Genomic DNA, 17,051 nt, shown 5'->3' on the forward strand with positions numbered 1-17,051 from the left:
GGGAGTCGTATGCACTTCGATCAGCGAACCCAAGACGCCCTCCGCGAAACCGGTGGACTATCGACTTCCGAAATCGCGGCCGTCGCCGACACCATCGTCGAGACGACTCGAGAGGACGCCGACCGTCTGGAAGCGTTCTTCGACGGCGTCGATACGATTTACTCCGACATGGAGCAGGCACACTCGGCCAGCGAATTTCCGGAGCACGAGATACGATATCTGGACCTCTACACGCACGCCGACGCGATTCGTGGGTACCTCCGATTCGACACGTGGGGGGTTCCCGTCGAAGGCGGTCGAATCCTCGCCGAAACCTGCGTCGAACTGACGCTCGGAAAGCCGACGAACGCGCGGGTTCGGTTCGCGCTTGACCCCGACGACCTTTGAAATTCGACGCCACAACCCTTCAACATACACAATAGGTAGAATAGGTGTGATTTGTAAAATGGGTGCCTCTCCTACAATAGGCACAATTTTAACAAGAGGTGCAATAGGTGACTATCTGAAATAGCTCTGATCTGCATCCGCCCAAAAACGGGCCGAAGACGGGATTGGCTACGTGTTTTTCACGGTGCTCCGGCGAGGACGAACTTGGACTCGGTGTCGCCGTTGTGTATCTGGCGGGTCGCTTCCGGTGGTACCCGTAGCGCGTCGCCGCTTTCCATCGTCACGTCCTCGCCATCGATGGTCACGGTCGCTTCCCCGTCCAGTAGGAGGTACACTTCCTCGTGCTCGCGGTCGACGTGAGCGTGCTCCTTTCCGGTCCATCCCGGCTCGCATTCGAGGACCGTCATGCCGAACTGCTCGCACCCGAGCGGGTCCCGGAGGAAGTGCATTCCGTCGCCCACCGATTCCACGTCTCGATAGTTGACTTTCGTGTGTGCCATCCCAAACCACTACTCCCTCCTCCAGCAAAGTTCTCCCGCCCGACGAAGAGCTACCAATCGATGACGAGCCGTGATCAGTACTGTAGCCACTGGATGCGGTTGAAGTGGTAAGGAAAGCGGGGTGCCCTCACAATCAGCACGGGTGCAATGCCGGTGATGGCGCCGGACAGGCGGTTCGTGCCGGGTTTGTGAGAGCGTATCTTTACCAAGGACCGGAACGGTAAAACGCGTTCCGGAAGCTAAAAATCTCATTGTAGTAACCCGCACCCGCGTCTACTTTCGACCAATTCAGCGTCCTCCGTTCGGCGATTAGTACGTGGTGATGTGTGGTAATGGGGCCGAATCAGAGGTCGTACAACCGTTCCGCGTTCCCCCGCAGAATGTTCCGAGCGACCGTCGCGGCGTACGCTTCGTTCACGAACCCGTCGGCGACCAGGCTTTCGAGAACCGTCGCGAGCGCATCCCGCGTTCGTCGTTCGGCGAGGACGTATCGTTCGGGGACCGAGCAGGCGTCGCTACCGTACAGCACCTTCGTCATCGGTACCAGTTCGAACGCCGACTCGATGACCTGCTCACAGCCGTGCTGCACGAACGGGATGGCGAGCGAGAGGTCGAGATAAACGTTGTCGAACGTCGATGCGACGTATCCGGATTTGCGGACGTAGGGGTAGCCCGCGTGCAGAAGGACGACCTTCGCCGACGGATGCTGGGCGATAAAATCGGAGAGGAGCGTCGGATCGACCCGTCGCGGATGCGCATCCGAATCGCCGAATCCGGTGTGGAACTGTATCGGAACCGCTCGTTCCGCCGCCAGCGTACTCGCCCGATGGACGAAATAGTCGAGCACCGTCGGATCCGAAATCCGTCCCGACCAGCCGTCTCTGACGCTTGAAAACGCCGTCCTGGCTTCGCTACGATTCGGATTCCCGACCGCCAAGCCGCTTCGGTACGCGACGATGGTCTTCAATCCGACGTAATCGTCGGCGAGCGCGTCGTCTATCGCGTCCTCGAACGCCCGCTCGACGCCCGCGAACGAGTCGTGTCGATCCAGTAGCTCCTCCAATACGGGTTCGATTCGCAGGAGCGGGTGGACCGTCGCGGTCGTGTACGCGCGAAAGTCGTCCGGCGACGTGTCGGGAAACCCGTCATCGACGAGGATTTTCTCGGTGTTCGTTCCGTCGATGAGGTCGCGGCTGTACGATTCGAGGTCGACGGCGGCGCGTCGAGAGAGCAGTTCGTCTTCGGTCTCGCCTTCGAACAGTTCATCCAAAAGGTCGAGAGCGGCCCGATAGTTGAGCGTCTGTCGGGCGTGTCTCGGCGAGAGGTCGCCCTCGGTGAAGTACCCCGCGAACGATTCCTGAACCGTCTCCGCGGACAGCGCTTCGATGGGGTGGGCGTGGTTGTCGACGAGCGCGATGCCCTCGATTTGCTCCCGGAGGTCCATGGGAACTCATCCACCCCGCGATACAAGGCCGTTGCCACCGGAACGCCACCGTCGCTGACGGCATCGGTAAACGCCACCGTCGCAGACGGTCTCGGTGCTTCCACGCTCGACCGACTGCCCTCACGACTGGTAGAAACCATGACGTGTGCTGCCGTGGTAGATTGTATGGATCATGCCCACCGAATCGGAGGTCATCGACATCTGTGCGGGTGATGACGTGGAACTCGTCCGACTGCTTTGGGTCGACAACGCGGGCGTCGAACGCGGTCGGGTCGTCAACGCGGCGAACGTCGAGGACGTTTTCGCCTCCGGCGCGAACATCGCGCAGGCCCAACAGGCGTTCACCGACCTCGATTACCCCACCGAGGATGCGCCGTTGGGGCGCGTCGGGGAGGTCAGACTCGTCCCGGACCCCGACACCTTTCGAACTCTCCCGTACGCCGAACGCGCCGCGGCGATGATGTGCGACATCCATCGACTCGACCGGACGCCGTGGGAGATCGATCCCCGATCACGGCTTCGCGGCTTTCTCGACGGATTCGAATATCGGTCACGCGCCGCGTTCGAACCAGAGTGGTATCTCGTCCGGGAAACGGCGGCGGGAATCGAACCGTTCGACCGAAGCGGCTGTTACACGGCGGACGGGATTCAGAGCGCCCACGACATCGTCCTCGAAATCGTCGATGATCTCGCGGCCCAGGGGATCGAGATGGCGACGTACTACCCCGAGTACAGCCCAGGCCAGCAGGAGATCGCTATCGAACCCGGCGACGGCCTCACCCCGGCGGACGACCACGCGTTCTACAAACAGACGGTGAAGGCGGTGGCGAAAAACCACGATAGCAGAGCCACGTTCTCCCCGAAACCGTTTCCCGACCACGCGGGTAGCGGGTGCCATCTCCACCTCTCCCTCTGGAACGGGGAGGAGAACGCGTTTCACGACCCGGACGACGAGTCGCCGTACGGGATTTCGGAGACGTGTAAGCGGTTCGTCGGTGGCGTGCTCGCCCATGCGAGGGCGCTCGTCGCGCTGACGGCACCCTCGGTTGTCTCGTACAAGCGACTTCAACCGGGCTCGTGGGCGTCGGCGTACACGGCGTGGGGGCTCGACAATCGGGAGGCGATGGTGCGTATTCCATCCGCACAGTGGGAGAACGCCGCGGCGACCACTCGTCTGGAACTGAAAGCCGCCGACAACACCGCGAACCCGTATCTCTCGCTCCTCGGCGTCCTGGCCGCGGGGCGGGACGGCATCGAGCGCGACCTCGACCCGGGAGAACCGCTCGACATCGATCCGGGGAGCCTCTCCGAATCGGAGCGGGAACGTCGTGGTATCGAACGGCTCCCGCAGTCGCTCGGCGAGGCTATCGACGAACTCGAAGCCGACGCGGTTCTTTCGGACGCGATGGGCGACGACCTCCATCGGACGTACGTCGCGGTGAAGCGCGCGACGTGGACCGATGCGGCGACCGCAGTCACCGATTGGGACGTGGACACCTACACGCGGCTCTACTGAACGTCAATCCCTATCGTTTCCCGCCAGGAACGACCGGCCTCACGCGACCAGTTCGTCGATGATGGCGTTCGCGCTCGCGAGATTGGTCGCGAGGGGAACGTCGTGAACGTCGCACACTCGCAGGAGCGCGTTGATGTCCGGTTCGTGTGGCTGTGCGGTCAGCGGATCTCGGAGGAATATCACGGCGTGACAGTTTCCGGCGGCGACCGCGGCCCCGATCATCATGTCCCCGCCGAGCGGACCGGACTCCTTCGGTTCGACGACGAGGTCGGTTTCCTCATTGATTCGCTGGCCGGTCGTCCCGGTCGAGATGCAGTCGGCGGTCGAAAGCTGGTCGATGTTCCGCCGGACGAACTCCACCATCTCCGGTTTCTTCTCGTCGTGTGCGATGAGCGCAATCTGCATGTGAGCCGGTACAACCGGGAACATCTTCAAGCTACGTCGTCACCCGACCGGAAAGCGACGACGAAAACGAACGCGTCGCCGAGACGTGTCTCCGTCGTGTCTACAAAGCTTATATTCTCTCAATACAATATTTATTGTATGGCTGGACGATTTCGACGCGGACTTTCCATCGTTGACGACAGTGTCGACGTCTTCCGGGACAATCCCTCCCTCGCGATCCTTCCGCTCCTGAGCCTTCTTTCGGTCGGGAGCGCGTTCGCCGCCGTGGCCGGGGTGTTGCTCTACTACGGCATCCTCGGCGACGTGCTCGGAAGCGACTTCCTTCAGTACGTGGCCGTGTTCGTCGGGTTGGCCGTTTCGTCAAGCGTCGGCGTGTTCTTCAACGCCGCCGTCGTCCACTGTGCGGCGAAATACTTCGACGGCGAGGAAACGTCCGCCCGAGAAGGGCTCGCCGCCGCGTGGCGAGTTCGATGGCGGATCGCCCTGTGGTCGGTGGCCGCGGCGACGCTCGGGACCGTGCTGTACATCATCGACGACAAGCTCGGTCCCCTCGGGAGCCTCGCACGATTGATCTTCGACCTCGCGTGGTCGTTACTGACGTTCTTCGTCGTCCCCGTTATCGTGCTCGAAGATACGGACGCCCTTCGTCCGATGTTACGCCAAAGCGGGGCCGCGTTCCGCGACACGTGGGGCGAGAGCGTCAGCGCGTCGCTGGGCGTTTCGCTCGTGTTCCTTCCGGTCGCACTGGTCGGACTCGTCTGTCTCGGCTGGGCGTATTTCGTCGCCGCCGGACTCCTGGCGTACGCCCTCGGAACCGTCGGCTTCGTGTTGCTCGTCGCTTCGATGGTCGTCTCACAGGTCGTCGGCATGATCGCACGAACCGCACTCTATCGGTACGCCACGACCGGGGAACAGGTCGGGCCGTTCACGGGTCGAAAACCGGACAGCGTCTTCCCCTCGAAGTAACCACCCGACTCCCATCGACATCGCTCATACGACGAGGAGTGGCTGACTGCGAGAGAAACCGGTCGATACGGTTCGCTGTTTGTCGATGAGGCAGTTAGTCGTCGATACGCGCTTCCGTTCCCGCGAGGTCCTCGATGACCTGCATCACGCCGGAGTTGTCGTCACGGCCGCGTCCCGTGGTCTCCATCGATTTATACAGTTCGTGTGCGACCGACGTCTGTGGGAGCGGGACGCCGAACTCCTCACCGGCGTCGGTTGCGATTCGGAGGTCCTTGTACTGATACGAGGCGAAAAAGCCGGGATCGAAGTTGCCCTCGATCATTTGCGATGCGCGGTTGTCAAGCGTCCAACACCCCGCGGCACCGCCGCTGATCGCGTCGATCACGGCTTCGAGGTCCGCACCCGCTTTTTCCGCGAAGACGAGGGCTTCGCTGACGCCGACCATCTGTGCCGAGACGACGATCTGATTGCACGCCTTCGTCGTCTGGCCCGCGCCGTTCGGCCCGCAGTGGGTAACCGTCTCGCCCATGACCTCGAAGAGATCCATCTGCTCGTCGAACACCGCCTCGTCACCGCCCGCCATGATGGAGAGCGTTCCCTCGATCGCGCCGACTTCGCCGCCGCTGATCGGCGCGTCGAGCATGCTCGCGCCCTTCTCGGCGATGTCTGCGGCGAGTTCTTCGGTCGTCGTCGGCGAAATCGTGGACATGTCGATAACCGTCATGCCCTCGCTCACTCCCGCGAGGATACCGTCGTCGCTCCGGACGATTTTCTCGACGACCGCCGAATCCGGCAGACACGTGATGACGACGTCGACCCGTTCCGCGACATCGCGCGGGGAATCGCCCGCCGAACCGCCGTACTCGACGAGTTCGTCAACCGGTTCCTGTGAGCGATTGTACCCGACGACGTCGTATCCCTCGTCGATGAGGTTCTTCGCCATTGGTTTGCCCATGATTCCGAGTCCGATGAAGCCGATAGTCTTCCCTGTCATCGTTTGTTGGTTTGTGTGCGACAGCAAAATTATGGGGGTAACGGCGAATCGGATGGTTTCGGGTTTCGACCCCGTGGTGATTTCCGGTACCGACGTTCGGTCGTCGGGCGGTCAGTCGTCGCTGGTAACGGACCGATTCGGCGACTGGCTCGATGCCGGTTTCGGGGAGATGTCCTTGCGCCAAGCGTCCAAACCGGAGAACGCGTACACCAGTGCGATCAGCGTCACGAGGCCGATGGGGAGCAGTACGAGCGGGCCGACGCTCGTAAGTCCGTACAGCAGGTAAAGGAACGCCGTCGCCGTGAGGACGGTGAACGCGTAGTACATCTGCGTGCGAACGTGATCGATGTGATCCGATCCGGCGAACGTCGATGCGAGGACGGTCGTGTCCGAGATGGGCGAGCAGTTGTCCCCGAAGATGGCACCGCTGAACATCGCGCCGACCGAGACGGCGATGAATCCGGGGGAATGGCCACCGATTTTCCACGCCAGCGGAATCACGATGGGAGTCATGATGGACATCGTTCCCCACGACGTGCCGATGGCGAGGGAGATGACGGCGGAGATGAGGAAGATGACGACGGGGAGCACCGTCGACGAGACCGTTCCCGATGCGTACTGCGTGACGTACTGGCCGGTCCCGAGCGCCGACGCCACCGACCCGATGGACCACGCCAACACGAGGATGCTGACCGCCGGAAGCATCGTGCCGAACCCGTCGAGGATGGTGTCCATCGTCTGGTCGAGCGTCATGATTCCCTCCCCGAGCGCCAACGCGATGGCCGTGGCGACCATGGCGAACGACCCCCAGACGAGTGCGGTGGCGATGTTCGTGTTGTTGACCATCTCTATCGTCGACCGACCGGGACTGTACCCCATTATCACCGCGCCACCGACGACGACGGCGACGAGCGCGAAGACGGGAAGGATGAACGTCCGAAGGGGAGCATCGTCGTCCAGCGGTTTGCCCAGATCATCCTTGATGTTCTGAAGCGGGTTCGCGTCGTCGCGGATGACGTTGCCGGTCCGCTGTGCGCGGTTTTCGGCGTCCAGCATCTCGCCGAAATCCCGGCCGCTGATGACGATGATGCCGACCATCGCCAGCGCCAGTATGGAGTACATGTTGTACGGAACGCTGTGAAGGAACGTCGCGGTCGCGGTGGGGGTCTGTTCGGCGATTCCGAGCTTTTTGTACTGGTCCGCTATCAATCCTATTTCGAACGCGACCCAACTGGAGATGCCGATGGTCGCCATCGGCGCGGCCGTCGAATCGAGGATGTAGGCTAGCTTCTCGCGCGACATCCGCTTCTCGTCGGCGATGCTCTTTAGCGAACTGCCGACGATGGCGTTGTTGGCGTAGTCGTCGAAGTTCCAGATGAGGCCGAGCAACCACCCCACGACCCCGACTTTTCGATGGGAGTCGATCCGTCTCGTGGCGAACCGCGTTATCGCCATCGCGCCGCCCAACCGCCAGATGAGCGCGATTCCGGCCCCCAAGAGCATCGTAAAGACGAGGATCTTCGCGTTGAACGTGCTGTTCCCGATGGAGTTGATTATCCAATCGAACGTTTTCGCGATGCCGACGTTTCCGCTGTAGATGATGCCGCCCGTCCAGACGCCGATGAAGAGCGACAGCATCGCCCGGCGCGTGATGACGGCGAGCACGATGGCCAAGACGGGTGGTACCAGTGATAGCGCTCCGAAATCCGATGGCATGCTATGCTCATTCACATCACGGGTTAATAGTGGTTTTTGCCGATGTTGATAAACCGGCCGGTTCTCTGAATTTTATGCTGAGCGGGAACTCGCGGTGGTGACGACGGGATACCTCCTATCATCCATCATCCATCTACCAACCACCAACCATCTACCAACCACCAACCATCCACCGACCACCCGGTTATATCGTCCGGAAATACGAACGTCGAGGCATGACCGTCACGGCCATGCTGGTTGTCGCACCGCTCGACGATTCGAACGCCGATTTCGACGCGGAAATCGCGAACGCGATAGACGCACTGGAGGAGTTCGACGTTCAGTACGAGACACATCCGATGGAGACGACGATTCAAGCCGACGAACTCTCGGAGGTGTTCGCCGCCGCACAGGCGGCCACGGAAGCGGTCGATGCGTCACGGACGCTGACGACGCTCAAAATCGACCACTTCCGCGAGGAGACGCTCGACGTGAGCGAGAAAGTCGAGCGTGTCGAACGTCATCTCGGGCGCTCGGCTCGAAATTCGGATGACGATGCGGAATAGGTACCGCAGATAAAACGTGAACGATCGGTGGAATCGGTACACTGTGTTCGAGGCAGTGTGCCGTGTTCCCTGCCGGTAGCCTCCCTGCGACTATTTCTCGCAGCAGCACGGGAGCGATTCGAGACCGTACAGGCCGCTCAGCGGTTGCAGCTCCGTCAAATCGGCTTCGACCGTTTCGAATCGGTCGAGAAGCGCTTCGAGCGCGATGTCCGCCTCCAGTCGAGCGAGCGGCGCGCCCAGACAGTAGTGAACCCCTTTTCCGAACGCGATGTGCCGATTCGGCCGTCGCTCCGGGCGGAACTCCTCGGGGTCGTCGAACAGTTCCGGGTCACGGTTGGCGGCACCTAACCATCCCGTGACGACGTCCCCGGCCTGGATCTGCTGTCCGTTCAGTTCCACGTCCTTCAGGGCGATTCGGTCCAGCGATTGGATCGGCGACCGATAGCGGAGTACCTCCTCTATCACCTTCTTGCGGTCTATTTCTCCCGTTCGGACCGCATCCATCATCCCTTTCTCTTCCAAACACCAGATGGCGTTCGTGAGGAGGTTCGTCGTCGTGATGTTACCCGCGAGAAGCAACAGCATGCAGAACCCGACCCGTTCTTTCTGGGTCAGTTCCTCTGTCGTCGCTGCGAGGGTGATGAGGTCGTCACCGTCGCCCCCTCGGCGCTCCTCCAGCAACTCCGCGAAATACCGACCCATCTCTTCCTGTGCCTGCCGACGCTCCCGTCTGATTCGGTCGATGTCGGTGCCGTCCGTGGAACGTGCGACGAGTGCATCCGACCACTCCTTGAACTGGTCGCGTCGGTCGGACGGGATGCCGAGCAGTTCGGCGATGACGATGACGGGCAGGGGGACGGCGAAGCTATCGACGAAATCGATTCGGTCGTCACCCTCGATGTCGTCCAGCAACTCCTCGGTCAGTTCCTCTATTCGGGGGCGATACTCCCGCAACGTTCCCGGCTGGAATCGTTCGTTGACGAACCCTCGCAGTCGCTCGTGTTCGGGCGGGTCCACGCTGATCATCGTCTGTAGTATCGATCCACCCTCGTCCGATGCGCGCGCGGAGTCGTCCGCGAGTACACTTCGATCCGAGGTAAACGCCTCGTGGTCGCCGAGTATGCGGTCTATCTCTTCATATCGGAAGAGGTCCCACCGCTGTCGCTCTTCGTTGAAATGAACGGGGGAGTCGCGCCGCATTTCGGCGTACCATTCGAACGGTTCCAGTTGTCCCTCTCGGCTGCGAATCGCTTTCGGAAGCGTTCCCTTTCCTACGGGTGAATCTGATGACGACACAAATTTACTGAACGTTCGGTAAATTATAGACCTTTTGGTGACTCCCCCACCGAGGGCTTCGGTTTTCACCCCCGTATCAGTTCGTTGTTGATGTACGACAACAACGAGACGCGAACCGCCGCGACCGCGGCGCTCCGGTCGGTCGTCGCCCGGTTGTACGTCGCTCCGCTCGTCGTGGCGAAGATATGCTCCGCAACGCGCCTGGAATCGACGTTTCGAAACACGTCTTCGTCGATTCCCCTATCGATTATCCGCTCGACCCGTTTCACGATCAGGCCGTCTATCTCCGTGAACTGCTCGCGGAACTTGTCGTTCATAACCGCCTGTGAGCGAAGTTCCACCATCACGGCCCGGTGCTGGCTCTCTTCGTCACTCAGTTGGAGGGGGAGAAGCGCTTCTACGAGCTGTTCGAGCTCCCGATTGGGGGCTTCGTCATCGGTATCGATATTGGCTTCGAGTCGATCGATCGTGAATTCGAGAAAGGACTGCAACAGGTCCTCCTTGGAATCGTAGTGGTAGTACAACGAGGCCTTCGATTGGTTCAGTTCGTCGGCGATCCGGGAAATCGAGAGCTGTGCATACCCGTGCTGGAGTAACGCCCTCCGTGTCGCCTCCATGATCTGTTCTTCGGACTCGCTCCATCTGTTTCCGATCGTATCTTCGGACATTGTCGTGTTCACGTTGCTGTCGGTGCGGGGTGATTCGGAACCGGAATTTTCACGCGGAAAGCGACGGTTGGCCACCGGGAGGGTCTCGTACGGACGTCCCCGCACCGTCTCCCCCGTATGGACGCATATCGATGTCGTCGTCGGATAAACTGCCACGATACACTCCGAGCAGCCCACATGTCGCGGAACGGTGGACTTCCGGAGATCACTGTTTCCCTATCCGCCGAATGGGTAGTTGGTGGCAAAAACGTTTCGTTGAACTGATACTGGCACGAGGGTCTTCTGATTTCGAGACTGCTAGAAGGACTATCGGCCACCAAAAGGACTTTTACTGAACGGTCGTTAAGCAAGTTATGGCGAATCAGAACCCCGAACTCGACAGGCGACTTCCGAAAGGACTCGAACCGTCCGAGCGACGGATGGACCCGTTCCCGTGGTACGAGACGATGCGTCGCACCGAACCCGTTCGGTACGACGAAGAGCGCGAGCGGTGGGACGTATTCGGCTACGACGACGTCAAACGCGTGCTCTCGGACTACGAAACCTTCTCCTCCGCGGAACTGTCGGATTTCGACCCGTTCGGCTCCCTCGGTACGGTTCTGGTGGACGAGAATCCACCCGAACACAGCCGCATCCGTGGCATCGTCGACGAGTACTTTCGTCCGGGGAACCTCGAATCCCTCCGCCCGTCGATTCGAGCCATCGCCGACGACCAACTCGACGAGGCGCTCGCCAGCGGTCCCGACATCGACGTAATCTCGGAACTCACCGCACCCGTCACGGCGCGTACCATCTCCCGTCTGCTCGGAATCCCGGCCGACCAGTGGGACATCATCAAACGATGGACCGGTGCGATGGAGGGGGCGAAGGGGGACCCACAAAAGCTGTTCGCGGAAGTGCGCGAGTACTTCGGGGAACTCATCGAGGAGCGTCGAGTGACGGGCGGAGACGACCTCATCTCGGTTATCACGGATACCGACTCGCACGACGTACCCCTTTCCAAGGAGGAACAGGTCTCGTTCTGCATCTTCCTCTTCCTGGCCGGTCACTCGACGACGACACACGCCGTCGGCAACGCGCTGTGGACGCTCGACGAGGAAGGGTACTACGCGGACCTGCGTGACGGGGCGATCGATCCGAAGATGACGTTCGAGGAGGTCCTCCGGTATCGCGGCCCCGTGCAATCGCTCTCCGGGCGGGTGACGACGGAGGAGGTGGAGTTGAGCGGGACGGTCATTCCCGCAGGAGAGCAGATAACCTCGTGGATCGGATCCGCGAACCGCGATTCGGCGGTGTTCGACGACCCCGAGGAGTTCCGCCCGGAGCGGCGAGCGAATCGGCCCATCGCGTTCGGGTTCGGACCGCACCACTGTCTGGGTGCCCCGCTCGCGAAATTGGAGGGGAACATCATTCTCGATGCCGTCACCGACCACGTCGAGGATATCGAAGTCCTCTCGGAGTCGGTCGACCCGGTGACCTCACCGGTCAGTTACGGATTCGACCGCCTCCCGATGAAGTTCTATACTTGAACCACACTTGCGCCATCGGTTCGTTCCGTCGAAACGGTCGATAACCACCAACCGAGCGGACGAAACCGGCTATGCGGTTCGAACGGCGTTACCCCGTTGGTCATAGCCCGTTCGTCATTCGGTTGTCTCGGGCGTCGTGCGCGTGTACCACCACGCCCAGAGGACGAGAACGCCCTGAAGCGGGAGGCGGACCCACACCCCGATCCGAGCGATGTCCTCGGCCCAGTCCGGAACCGCATCGGGGAGTTCGCCGCTCATCGCCATGTGAACGTTCGCCGGGAACACGGCGACCAGCAGTGCGATGATTCCCCACGCGGAGAGGCGACGCGTTCGTCGAATCATCACGCCGATTCCGAGGACGATTTCCGCGATTCCGGAGAGATACACCAGCGCGACAGGGTTCGGGAACTGTGGCGGCACGATTCGAGCGTACGCCTTCGGGACGACGAAATGCATCACCCCCGCGATGGTGTAGAACAGCCCCATCACGTAGAGCAGCGGTCGTTCGAGTCGAGACGGGTCGCCATCGCCATCGTCGTTCATACCGGGGGTACGGACCGACGGACAAAAATAGTGTTCCGTCTTCGACCCACGACGAGTTTCGTCGCGGTTCCCGACCGTCCCACGTCGATCAGTCTCCCAAGGTGAACGACCGATTCGGAGCGCTCAATACGGACAGTCCGCTACGGGAAACCAGTGGTTCAGGACATCCTCGGAACGCTGTTCGGCGGCCCGTTTGCGGTGATGAATACCATCGGACTCGTCGCCTTCGCACTGGTCGGCGCGACCAAGGCGATACGCGAGGAGTTCGACCTGTTCGGCATCACCGTCGTCGGCCTCGCCACCGCGTTTGCAGGCGGGATGACACGCGACGTGCTCGTGAATCGGGTGCCGCTTGCGCTCACGTCCCCGATAGAGATCGGTTTGGGTGTGTTCGGCGTCTGTCTGGCGGTCGGGCTGACCCTCGTGCTCGATTCCCCCGACGATCATCCCGTGACGCTCCTCTCCGACGCCGTCGGCCTCGCCGCGTTCGCCACGACCGGGGCCATCGTGGCGACCGACACCGGCGTTTCGGGCTTCGGTGTCGTCGCCATCGCGACCATCAACGCGGTCGGTGGCGGCGCGCTCGCGGACGTGCTATTGAATCGGTCACCGTTCATCCTGCTCGAAGATTTCTACGCGAGTTGCGCGGTGTTGGGCGGCGGCACGTATTGGCTCGTCACCGCCCTCGGCGGTGTCGGCGTCGGAAATACCGCCGCCGCGATGTGCGCCGCGGTGACCGTCGGAACGCGGGTGGCGGCGGTCACGTACGGGTGGTCGCTTCCGACGGTGCAGATACTCGGCGTGGAGAGGAAGGAAGGCCAGTAATTACGATCGCTATCCTCAGCTGATACGGTACCGTTCGATCTTGTCGTAATCGATTTCGATCCCGAGACCCGAACCCCGTGGCACGTCGAGCGTGCCACCGGTACAGTCGAACGGGTCCTCGATAACGTCGTCCTCCCAACCGTAGTAGACCGAATCGGGCGGGAGCGAAAAGCCCGGTATTCCGTAGACCGCGTGCAGAATCGCCGCCGTTCTGATCCCGAGGTCGAACGCGCAGTGGTGTGCCATCGGAAATCCGGCGTCCTCGGCGATGGACGCCTGCTGCCGCAATCCCGCTATGCCACCAGCGGGCGTCAAATCCAACACGGCGACGTCGATTGCCCCTGCGTCGATGAGTCGCCGCAGGTTGTGGGGAATGTAGGTGTCCTCGTTCGGCCCGATCGGTTGTCCGGTGCGCTTCAGTCCGGCCAAGGACTCGTGTGCATCGACTCGAATCGGTTGTTCCATGTACTGGAGATAGATCCCGGCGTCGGCGAGCATCGAACCGACGCGGATCGCTTGGTCGGTGGTCCACCCCTGATTGGGGTCGAGACGGAACTCCAGTTCGCCATCGACCGCATCGTGCATCGCCTCGATACGGGCGACGTCCTCCTTCCAGTCCCGCCCGGCTTTCGTCTTCAGCACGGAGTATCCCTCGTCGTGCACGGCGGCGGCGCGTTCACGGGACTGCTCGGGCGACAGGATTCCGAGACAGTACGCGATTTCAACCTCGTGATCCTCCCCGTACTCCCCCTGATGTTCCCGGTGTCTCGTCTCCGTCTGGTTCGGTGCCGTCCACCCGCCGAGCAGTTCGTAAATCGGTTTTTCGAGCGACTTGCCGACGATGTCCCAACAGGCGACTTCGACTGGTGCGAAAAACGGGTCGGCGTTGGCGTACTCGATGAACACTTGTCGCCGGAGTTTTTCCAGTTCGAACGGGGACTGGCCGACGACGAGCGGGCGAATTCCCTCCTCGATTATGGCGACGGTCGCTTCCGGCGTGAGGAACACGCGAACCTCTCCCCATCCGGAAATTCCCTCGTCGGTGTCCACCCGAACGAGGACGCGGTCCATGTCCGTCAGCGAGTTGTGATTCGTGACGTAGGGTCCGATGCCACCGTCTTCGAACGGGACGAGCGGGACGTTGACGGCGACCGCTTCGATATCCGTGATCTTCATGGAGAGGAAATCATCACCGCGTGAGTCTGTGAAAATTCGCTTCTAGATGCATCATTACCGTGCCCCGCTTTCGAGGACGTGACGGTCCAACCGACACATTCCGTATTCGGATACTGGTATGCCATAGAATATCTCTCATAGCCGGTGATGATAAATCCGCATCATCGAACTAGGCGTCGACAAGTATGGAAAACATATTAATATATAGCTAACAGCCGTTAATTTAATTAATTTCGGACTTCGAATCACAGCTGGATCATGAAACCCAATCGACGGCGGTTCCTGAAAGGTGCGAGTGTCGCCGGACTCACCACGGTGAGCGGTCTGGCGTTCAGCGGCACGACGACTGCCGCGTCCTACACGATAGACAGCGACCTTCGGCAGACCGTCGGAATCTCCGGTAGCCAACTCGACTCGGCGGTCGATTCGGTGTCGCCGGGGAGTCCGCTCGTCGGGCTTGGCGACACGTGGGTCAACGTCCAGAACAATCGAAACATCAACGCGGTGTACATGGCGGCCCACGCAGCGCTCGAATCAGCGTGGGGGCGGAGCAACATCGCACAGGAGAAGAACAACATCTACGGTTTCGACGCGCGGGACATCTGTCCGGCGGAGTGTGCTGACGGATACGCGTCGTTCGAACAGTGTGTCCGCCAAGTGATGGCGTACGTCGACGAGGAGTACCTCTCCACAGACGGGACGTACTACGAAGGTTCGACGCTGCGCGGGATGAACGTCCACTACGCGTCGGACGACCAGTGGGCGGAGAAGATCGCAGACATCATGAACGACATCGCCGCCGAACTTCCCTCGGGCGGCGACGGCGGAAGCGGCGGCTTCGCCGACGGTGATCAGGTGGCACCGACGACGGCGTTGCACACCCGAGAACAGCCCGGTACGGACCAGACCGTCGTCGCCACGATTTCGGCGGGCGAGGTCGGTGAAATCATGAACGGTCCCATCGACAAGGACGGCTATACCTGGTGGGGTGTCCACTGGCTCGACCGCGGCGTCTGGGGCTGGTCGGTCGAACGCTACCTCACCGACGCATAGTACTCACAACTCACCGGTTCTCATCCAACAACGGCAACAACGGCAACAACGATAACAATGACACGAAAACTCGATCGACGATCCGCGATCAAGACCCTCGGCACCGGCGCGGCAGGCATCGGCATCCCAATCGCACTGAGTGGTTCGGCGGCCGCATTCAGCGACGGCGAAGAGGTCGAAGCGACGACTGCATTGAACACCCGAGAACAACCAGGAACCGATCAGACCATCGTCGCCACCGTGAACGACGGCGAGGTCGGCGAGATCATGAACGGTCCCACCGACAAGGACGGGTACACCTGGTGGGGCGTCCACTGGCTCGACCGCGACGTGTGGGGCTGGTCGGTCGAACGCTACCTCACGTCCACCGGGGGCGGTGGTAGCGGTGGTTCCAAACCATCGGTGACGTTCGACCAAGCCGCGTCGGGCAACTACGCGGCGGCGAACCGAACGGCGAGCGACATCAACTGGATCATCATCCACACTATCCAAGGATCGTACGAGGGTGGCATCAGCGTGTTCAACGATCCGGATTCCGGCGTGAGTGCCCACTACGTCGTCGGCAACAGTTCGGGACAGATCACCCAGATGGTGTACGACGACGACATCTCCTACGCCGCCGGGAACTACGATTACAACAGCGCAGGCCTCAACTTCGAAAACGAGGGCTACGCGTCCGAAAGTCATCCCGACCAACTGTATCAAAACCTCGCCTCCATCGTGAGTTGGGCGTGTGAGGAGTACGGCATTCCGAAATCCCATCCGACGGGTGTCGCTCCGGCGGATCCGGCCAACGGATCGGGTATCATCGGCCACGAACAGGTTCCCGACCCCGACAACCCCAGCGTCGGCGGTGGCGCAAGCCATCACACCGACCCAGGCAGCGGGTGGGAGTGGGACTACTTTATGAGTCTCCTGTAAAATCGTCCCGCGAAAAACCCGGAGTTCGCTGATTTTTGCGACCGTCGTCGAAGATCACACTTATCGACATCCTTCGTCCATTGGAAACGACACCCTCCCGTGCAATAGGTGCCTCAGCTATAATTTCTACCGTTTTTATCTCTTTTATCTCACCTCGCTCACCTTGTCCACCTTTACCACCTCTCCTACCTCTTTCACCTATTTTAGCTACTCCAGCTACGTTCCCCCATCCATCCTTCTCTCGACCTGCGCTTTCCTCCCTCTTTGTCACCACCTGCATCACCTATTGTACCTTGACTACCTATCCCAACTATCCTAATTGGCCCACCTCTTCTTCTCTTCACCCTCATTTCGTTTGTCCATCCCTTGCCATTCCGCTGTGTTCTCCTTCACTGTCTCATCTGATGCCTCTCCAACCTATCCTACCTATTCCAATGCCTCATCCCGTCTACCCCTCCTATACTTCCGATACCGTGATGTCATTGACTCCTCGCGTGTCATCCATCCCCCGTGTCTTCTCTTCCCTGTTTCACCTATTGGTACTATTCTACGCAAACTACCTATTCC

Annotated in this window: 18 protein-coding genes; 8 read left to right on the forward strand and 10 right to left on the reverse strand. The window is 60.8% G+C overall.

Annotation, left to right across the window (positions count from 1 at the left end):
- The first annotated feature begins 9 nt into the window (after positions 1-9).
- On the forward strand, positions 10-387 hold the full coding sequence (locus NKF25_RS06315; RefSeq protein WP_253225853.1) for a hypothetical protein: 378 nt from the start codon (positions 10-12) through the stop codon (positions 385-387).
- Between the two features lie 179 nt (positions 388-566).
- On the opposite strand, the gene NKF25_RS06320 is transcribed toward NKF25_RS06315, so the two are convergent.
- Both NKF25_RS06320 and NKF25_RS06325 read right to left on the reverse strand, forming a co-directional pair.
- Complete coding sequence (locus NKF25_RS06320; RefSeq protein WP_253225854.1) at positions 567-887, reverse strand: cupin domain-containing protein; 321 nt, start codon at positions 885-887, stop codon at positions 567-569.
- Between the two features lie 343 nt (positions 888-1,230).
- Entirely contained in the window at positions 1,231-2,331 is a 1,101-nt protein-coding gene (locus NKF25_RS06325) for an amidohydrolase family protein (protein WP_253225855.1), read from the reverse strand.
- Positions 2,332-2,503: 172 nt separating this feature from the next.
- Between NKF25_RS06325 and NKF25_RS06330 the strand changes: the two genes are divergently transcribed.
- The gene (locus tag NKF25_RS06330; protein ID WP_253225856.1) at positions 2,504-3,847 is read left to right on the forward strand and encodes a glutamine synthetase family protein; all 1,344 of its coding nucleotides are present in this window, start codon (positions 2,504-2,506) and stop codon (positions 3,845-3,847) included.
- A gap of 39 nt (positions 3,848-3,886) precedes the next feature.
- Here NKF25_RS06330 and NKF25_RS06335 read toward each other — a convergent pair whose 3' ends face one another.
- Positions 3,887-4,252, reverse strand: a complete 366-nt coding sequence (locus NKF25_RS06335; RefSeq protein WP_066147181.1) for a methylglyoxal synthase — start codon at positions 4,250-4,252, stop codon at positions 3,887-3,889.
- A gap of 138 nt (positions 4,253-4,390) precedes the next feature.
- On the opposite strand from NKF25_RS06335, the gene NKF25_RS06340 reads away from it, so the two are divergent.
- Positions 4,391-5,218, forward strand: coding sequence for a DUF6159 family protein (locus tag NKF25_RS06340; RefSeq protein ID WP_253225857.1), 828 nt, complete (start codon positions 4,391-4,393; stop codon positions 5,216-5,218).
- A 94-nt stretch (positions 5,219-5,312) separates the two neighbouring features.
- On the opposite strand, the gene NKF25_RS06345 is transcribed toward NKF25_RS06340, so the two are convergent.
- Both NKF25_RS06345 and NKF25_RS06350 read right to left on the reverse strand, forming a co-directional pair.
- Positions 5,313-6,236: an NAD(P)-dependent oxidoreductase gene (locus tag NKF25_RS06345; RefSeq protein ID WP_256487370.1), complete on the reverse strand. Its 924-nt coding sequence runs from the start codon at positions 6,234-6,236 to the stop codon at positions 5,313-5,315.
- Positions 6,237-6,323: 87 nt separating this feature from the next.
- Positions 6,324-7,928: a Na+/H+ antiporter NhaC family protein gene (locus NKF25_RS06350; protein WP_253225859.1), complete on the reverse strand. Its 1,605-nt coding sequence runs from the start codon at positions 7,926-7,928 to the stop codon at positions 6,324-6,326.
- Between the two features lie 215 nt (positions 7,929-8,143).
- On the opposite strand from NKF25_RS06350, the gene NKF25_RS06355 reads away from it, so the two are divergent.
- Positions 8,144-8,473, forward strand: a complete 330-nt coding sequence (locus NKF25_RS06355) for a thiamine-binding protein (protein ID WP_253225860.1) — start codon at positions 8,144-8,146, stop codon at positions 8,471-8,473.
- A gap of 90 nt (positions 8,474-8,563) precedes the next feature.
- Here the strand turns inward: NKF25_RS06355 and NKF25_RS06360 are convergent, their stop codons facing one another.
- On the reverse strand, positions 8,564-9,769 hold the full coding sequence (locus tag NKF25_RS06360) for a cytochrome P450 (protein ID WP_253225861.1): 1,206 nt from the start codon (positions 9,767-9,769) through the stop codon (positions 8,564-8,566).
- Positions 9,770-9,834: 65 nt separating this feature from the next.
- The gene (locus NKF25_RS06365; RefSeq protein WP_253225862.1) at positions 9,835-10,437 is read right to left on the reverse strand and encodes a TetR/AcrR family transcriptional regulator; all 603 of its coding nucleotides are present in this window, start codon (positions 10,435-10,437) and stop codon (positions 9,835-9,837) included.
- A 353-nt stretch (positions 10,438-10,790) separates the two neighbouring features.
- On the opposite strand from NKF25_RS06365, the gene NKF25_RS06370 reads away from it, so the two are divergent.
- Positions 10,791-11,966, forward strand: a complete 1,176-nt coding sequence (locus NKF25_RS06370; protein ID WP_253225863.1) for a cytochrome P450 — start codon at positions 10,791-10,793, stop codon at positions 11,964-11,966.
- Positions 11,967-12,080: 114 nt separating this feature from the next.
- Here the strand turns inward: NKF25_RS06370 and NKF25_RS06375 are convergent, their stop codons facing one another.
- A complete protein-coding gene (locus NKF25_RS06375; RefSeq protein WP_253225864.1) occupies positions 12,081-12,509 on the reverse strand; it encodes a DoxX family membrane protein in 429 nt (142 codons plus the stop codon).
- Between the two features lie 201 nt (positions 12,510-12,710).
- Between NKF25_RS06375 and NKF25_RS06380 the strand changes: the two genes are divergently transcribed.
- Positions 12,711-13,334 (forward strand): TRIC cation channel family protein, encoded by a 624-nt coding sequence (locus NKF25_RS06380; protein WP_253225988.1) that lies wholly within the window; start codon positions 12,711-12,713, stop codon positions 13,332-13,334.
- Positions 13,335-13,349: 15 nt separating this feature from the next.
- On the opposite strand, the gene NKF25_RS06385 is transcribed toward NKF25_RS06380, so the two are convergent.
- Positions 13,350-14,510: a mandelate racemase/muconate lactonizing enzyme family protein gene (locus NKF25_RS06385; RefSeq protein ID WP_253225865.1), complete on the reverse strand. Its 1,161-nt coding sequence runs from the start codon at positions 14,508-14,510 to the stop codon at positions 13,350-13,352.
- 258 nt (positions 14,511-14,768) lie between these two features.
- Here NKF25_RS06385 and NKF25_RS06390 point away from each other — a divergent pair, with 258 nt between their 5' ends.
- Both NKF25_RS06390 and NKF25_RS06395 read left to right on the forward strand, forming a co-directional pair.
- Positions 14,769-15,563, forward strand: coding sequence for a glucosaminidase domain-containing protein (locus NKF25_RS06390; protein ID WP_253225866.1), 795 nt, complete (start codon positions 14,769-14,771; stop codon positions 15,561-15,563).
- A gap of 57 nt (positions 15,564-15,620) precedes the next feature.
- The gene (locus NKF25_RS06395) at positions 15,621-16,484 is read left to right on the forward strand and encodes a peptidoglycan recognition family protein (protein WP_253225867.1); all 864 of its coding nucleotides are present in this window, start codon (positions 15,621-15,623) and stop codon (positions 16,482-16,484) included.
- Here NKF25_RS06395 and NKF25_RS06400 read toward each other — a convergent pair.
- Positions 16,468-16,764 (reverse strand): hypothetical protein, encoded by a 297-nt coding sequence (locus NKF25_RS06400; protein ID WP_253225868.1) that lies wholly within the window; start codon positions 16,762-16,764, stop codon positions 16,468-16,470. The two genes, NKF25_RS06395 and NKF25_RS06400, sit on opposite strands and share 17 nt — an antisense overlap.
- Positions 16,765-17,051 lie beyond the last annotated feature (287 nt).

The sequence above is a fragment of the Haladaptatus sp. AB643 genome (genome assembly GCF_024136975.1).
Taxonomy (GTDB): domain Archaea; phylum Halobacteriota; class Halobacteria; order Halobacteriales; family Haladaptataceae; genus Haladaptatus.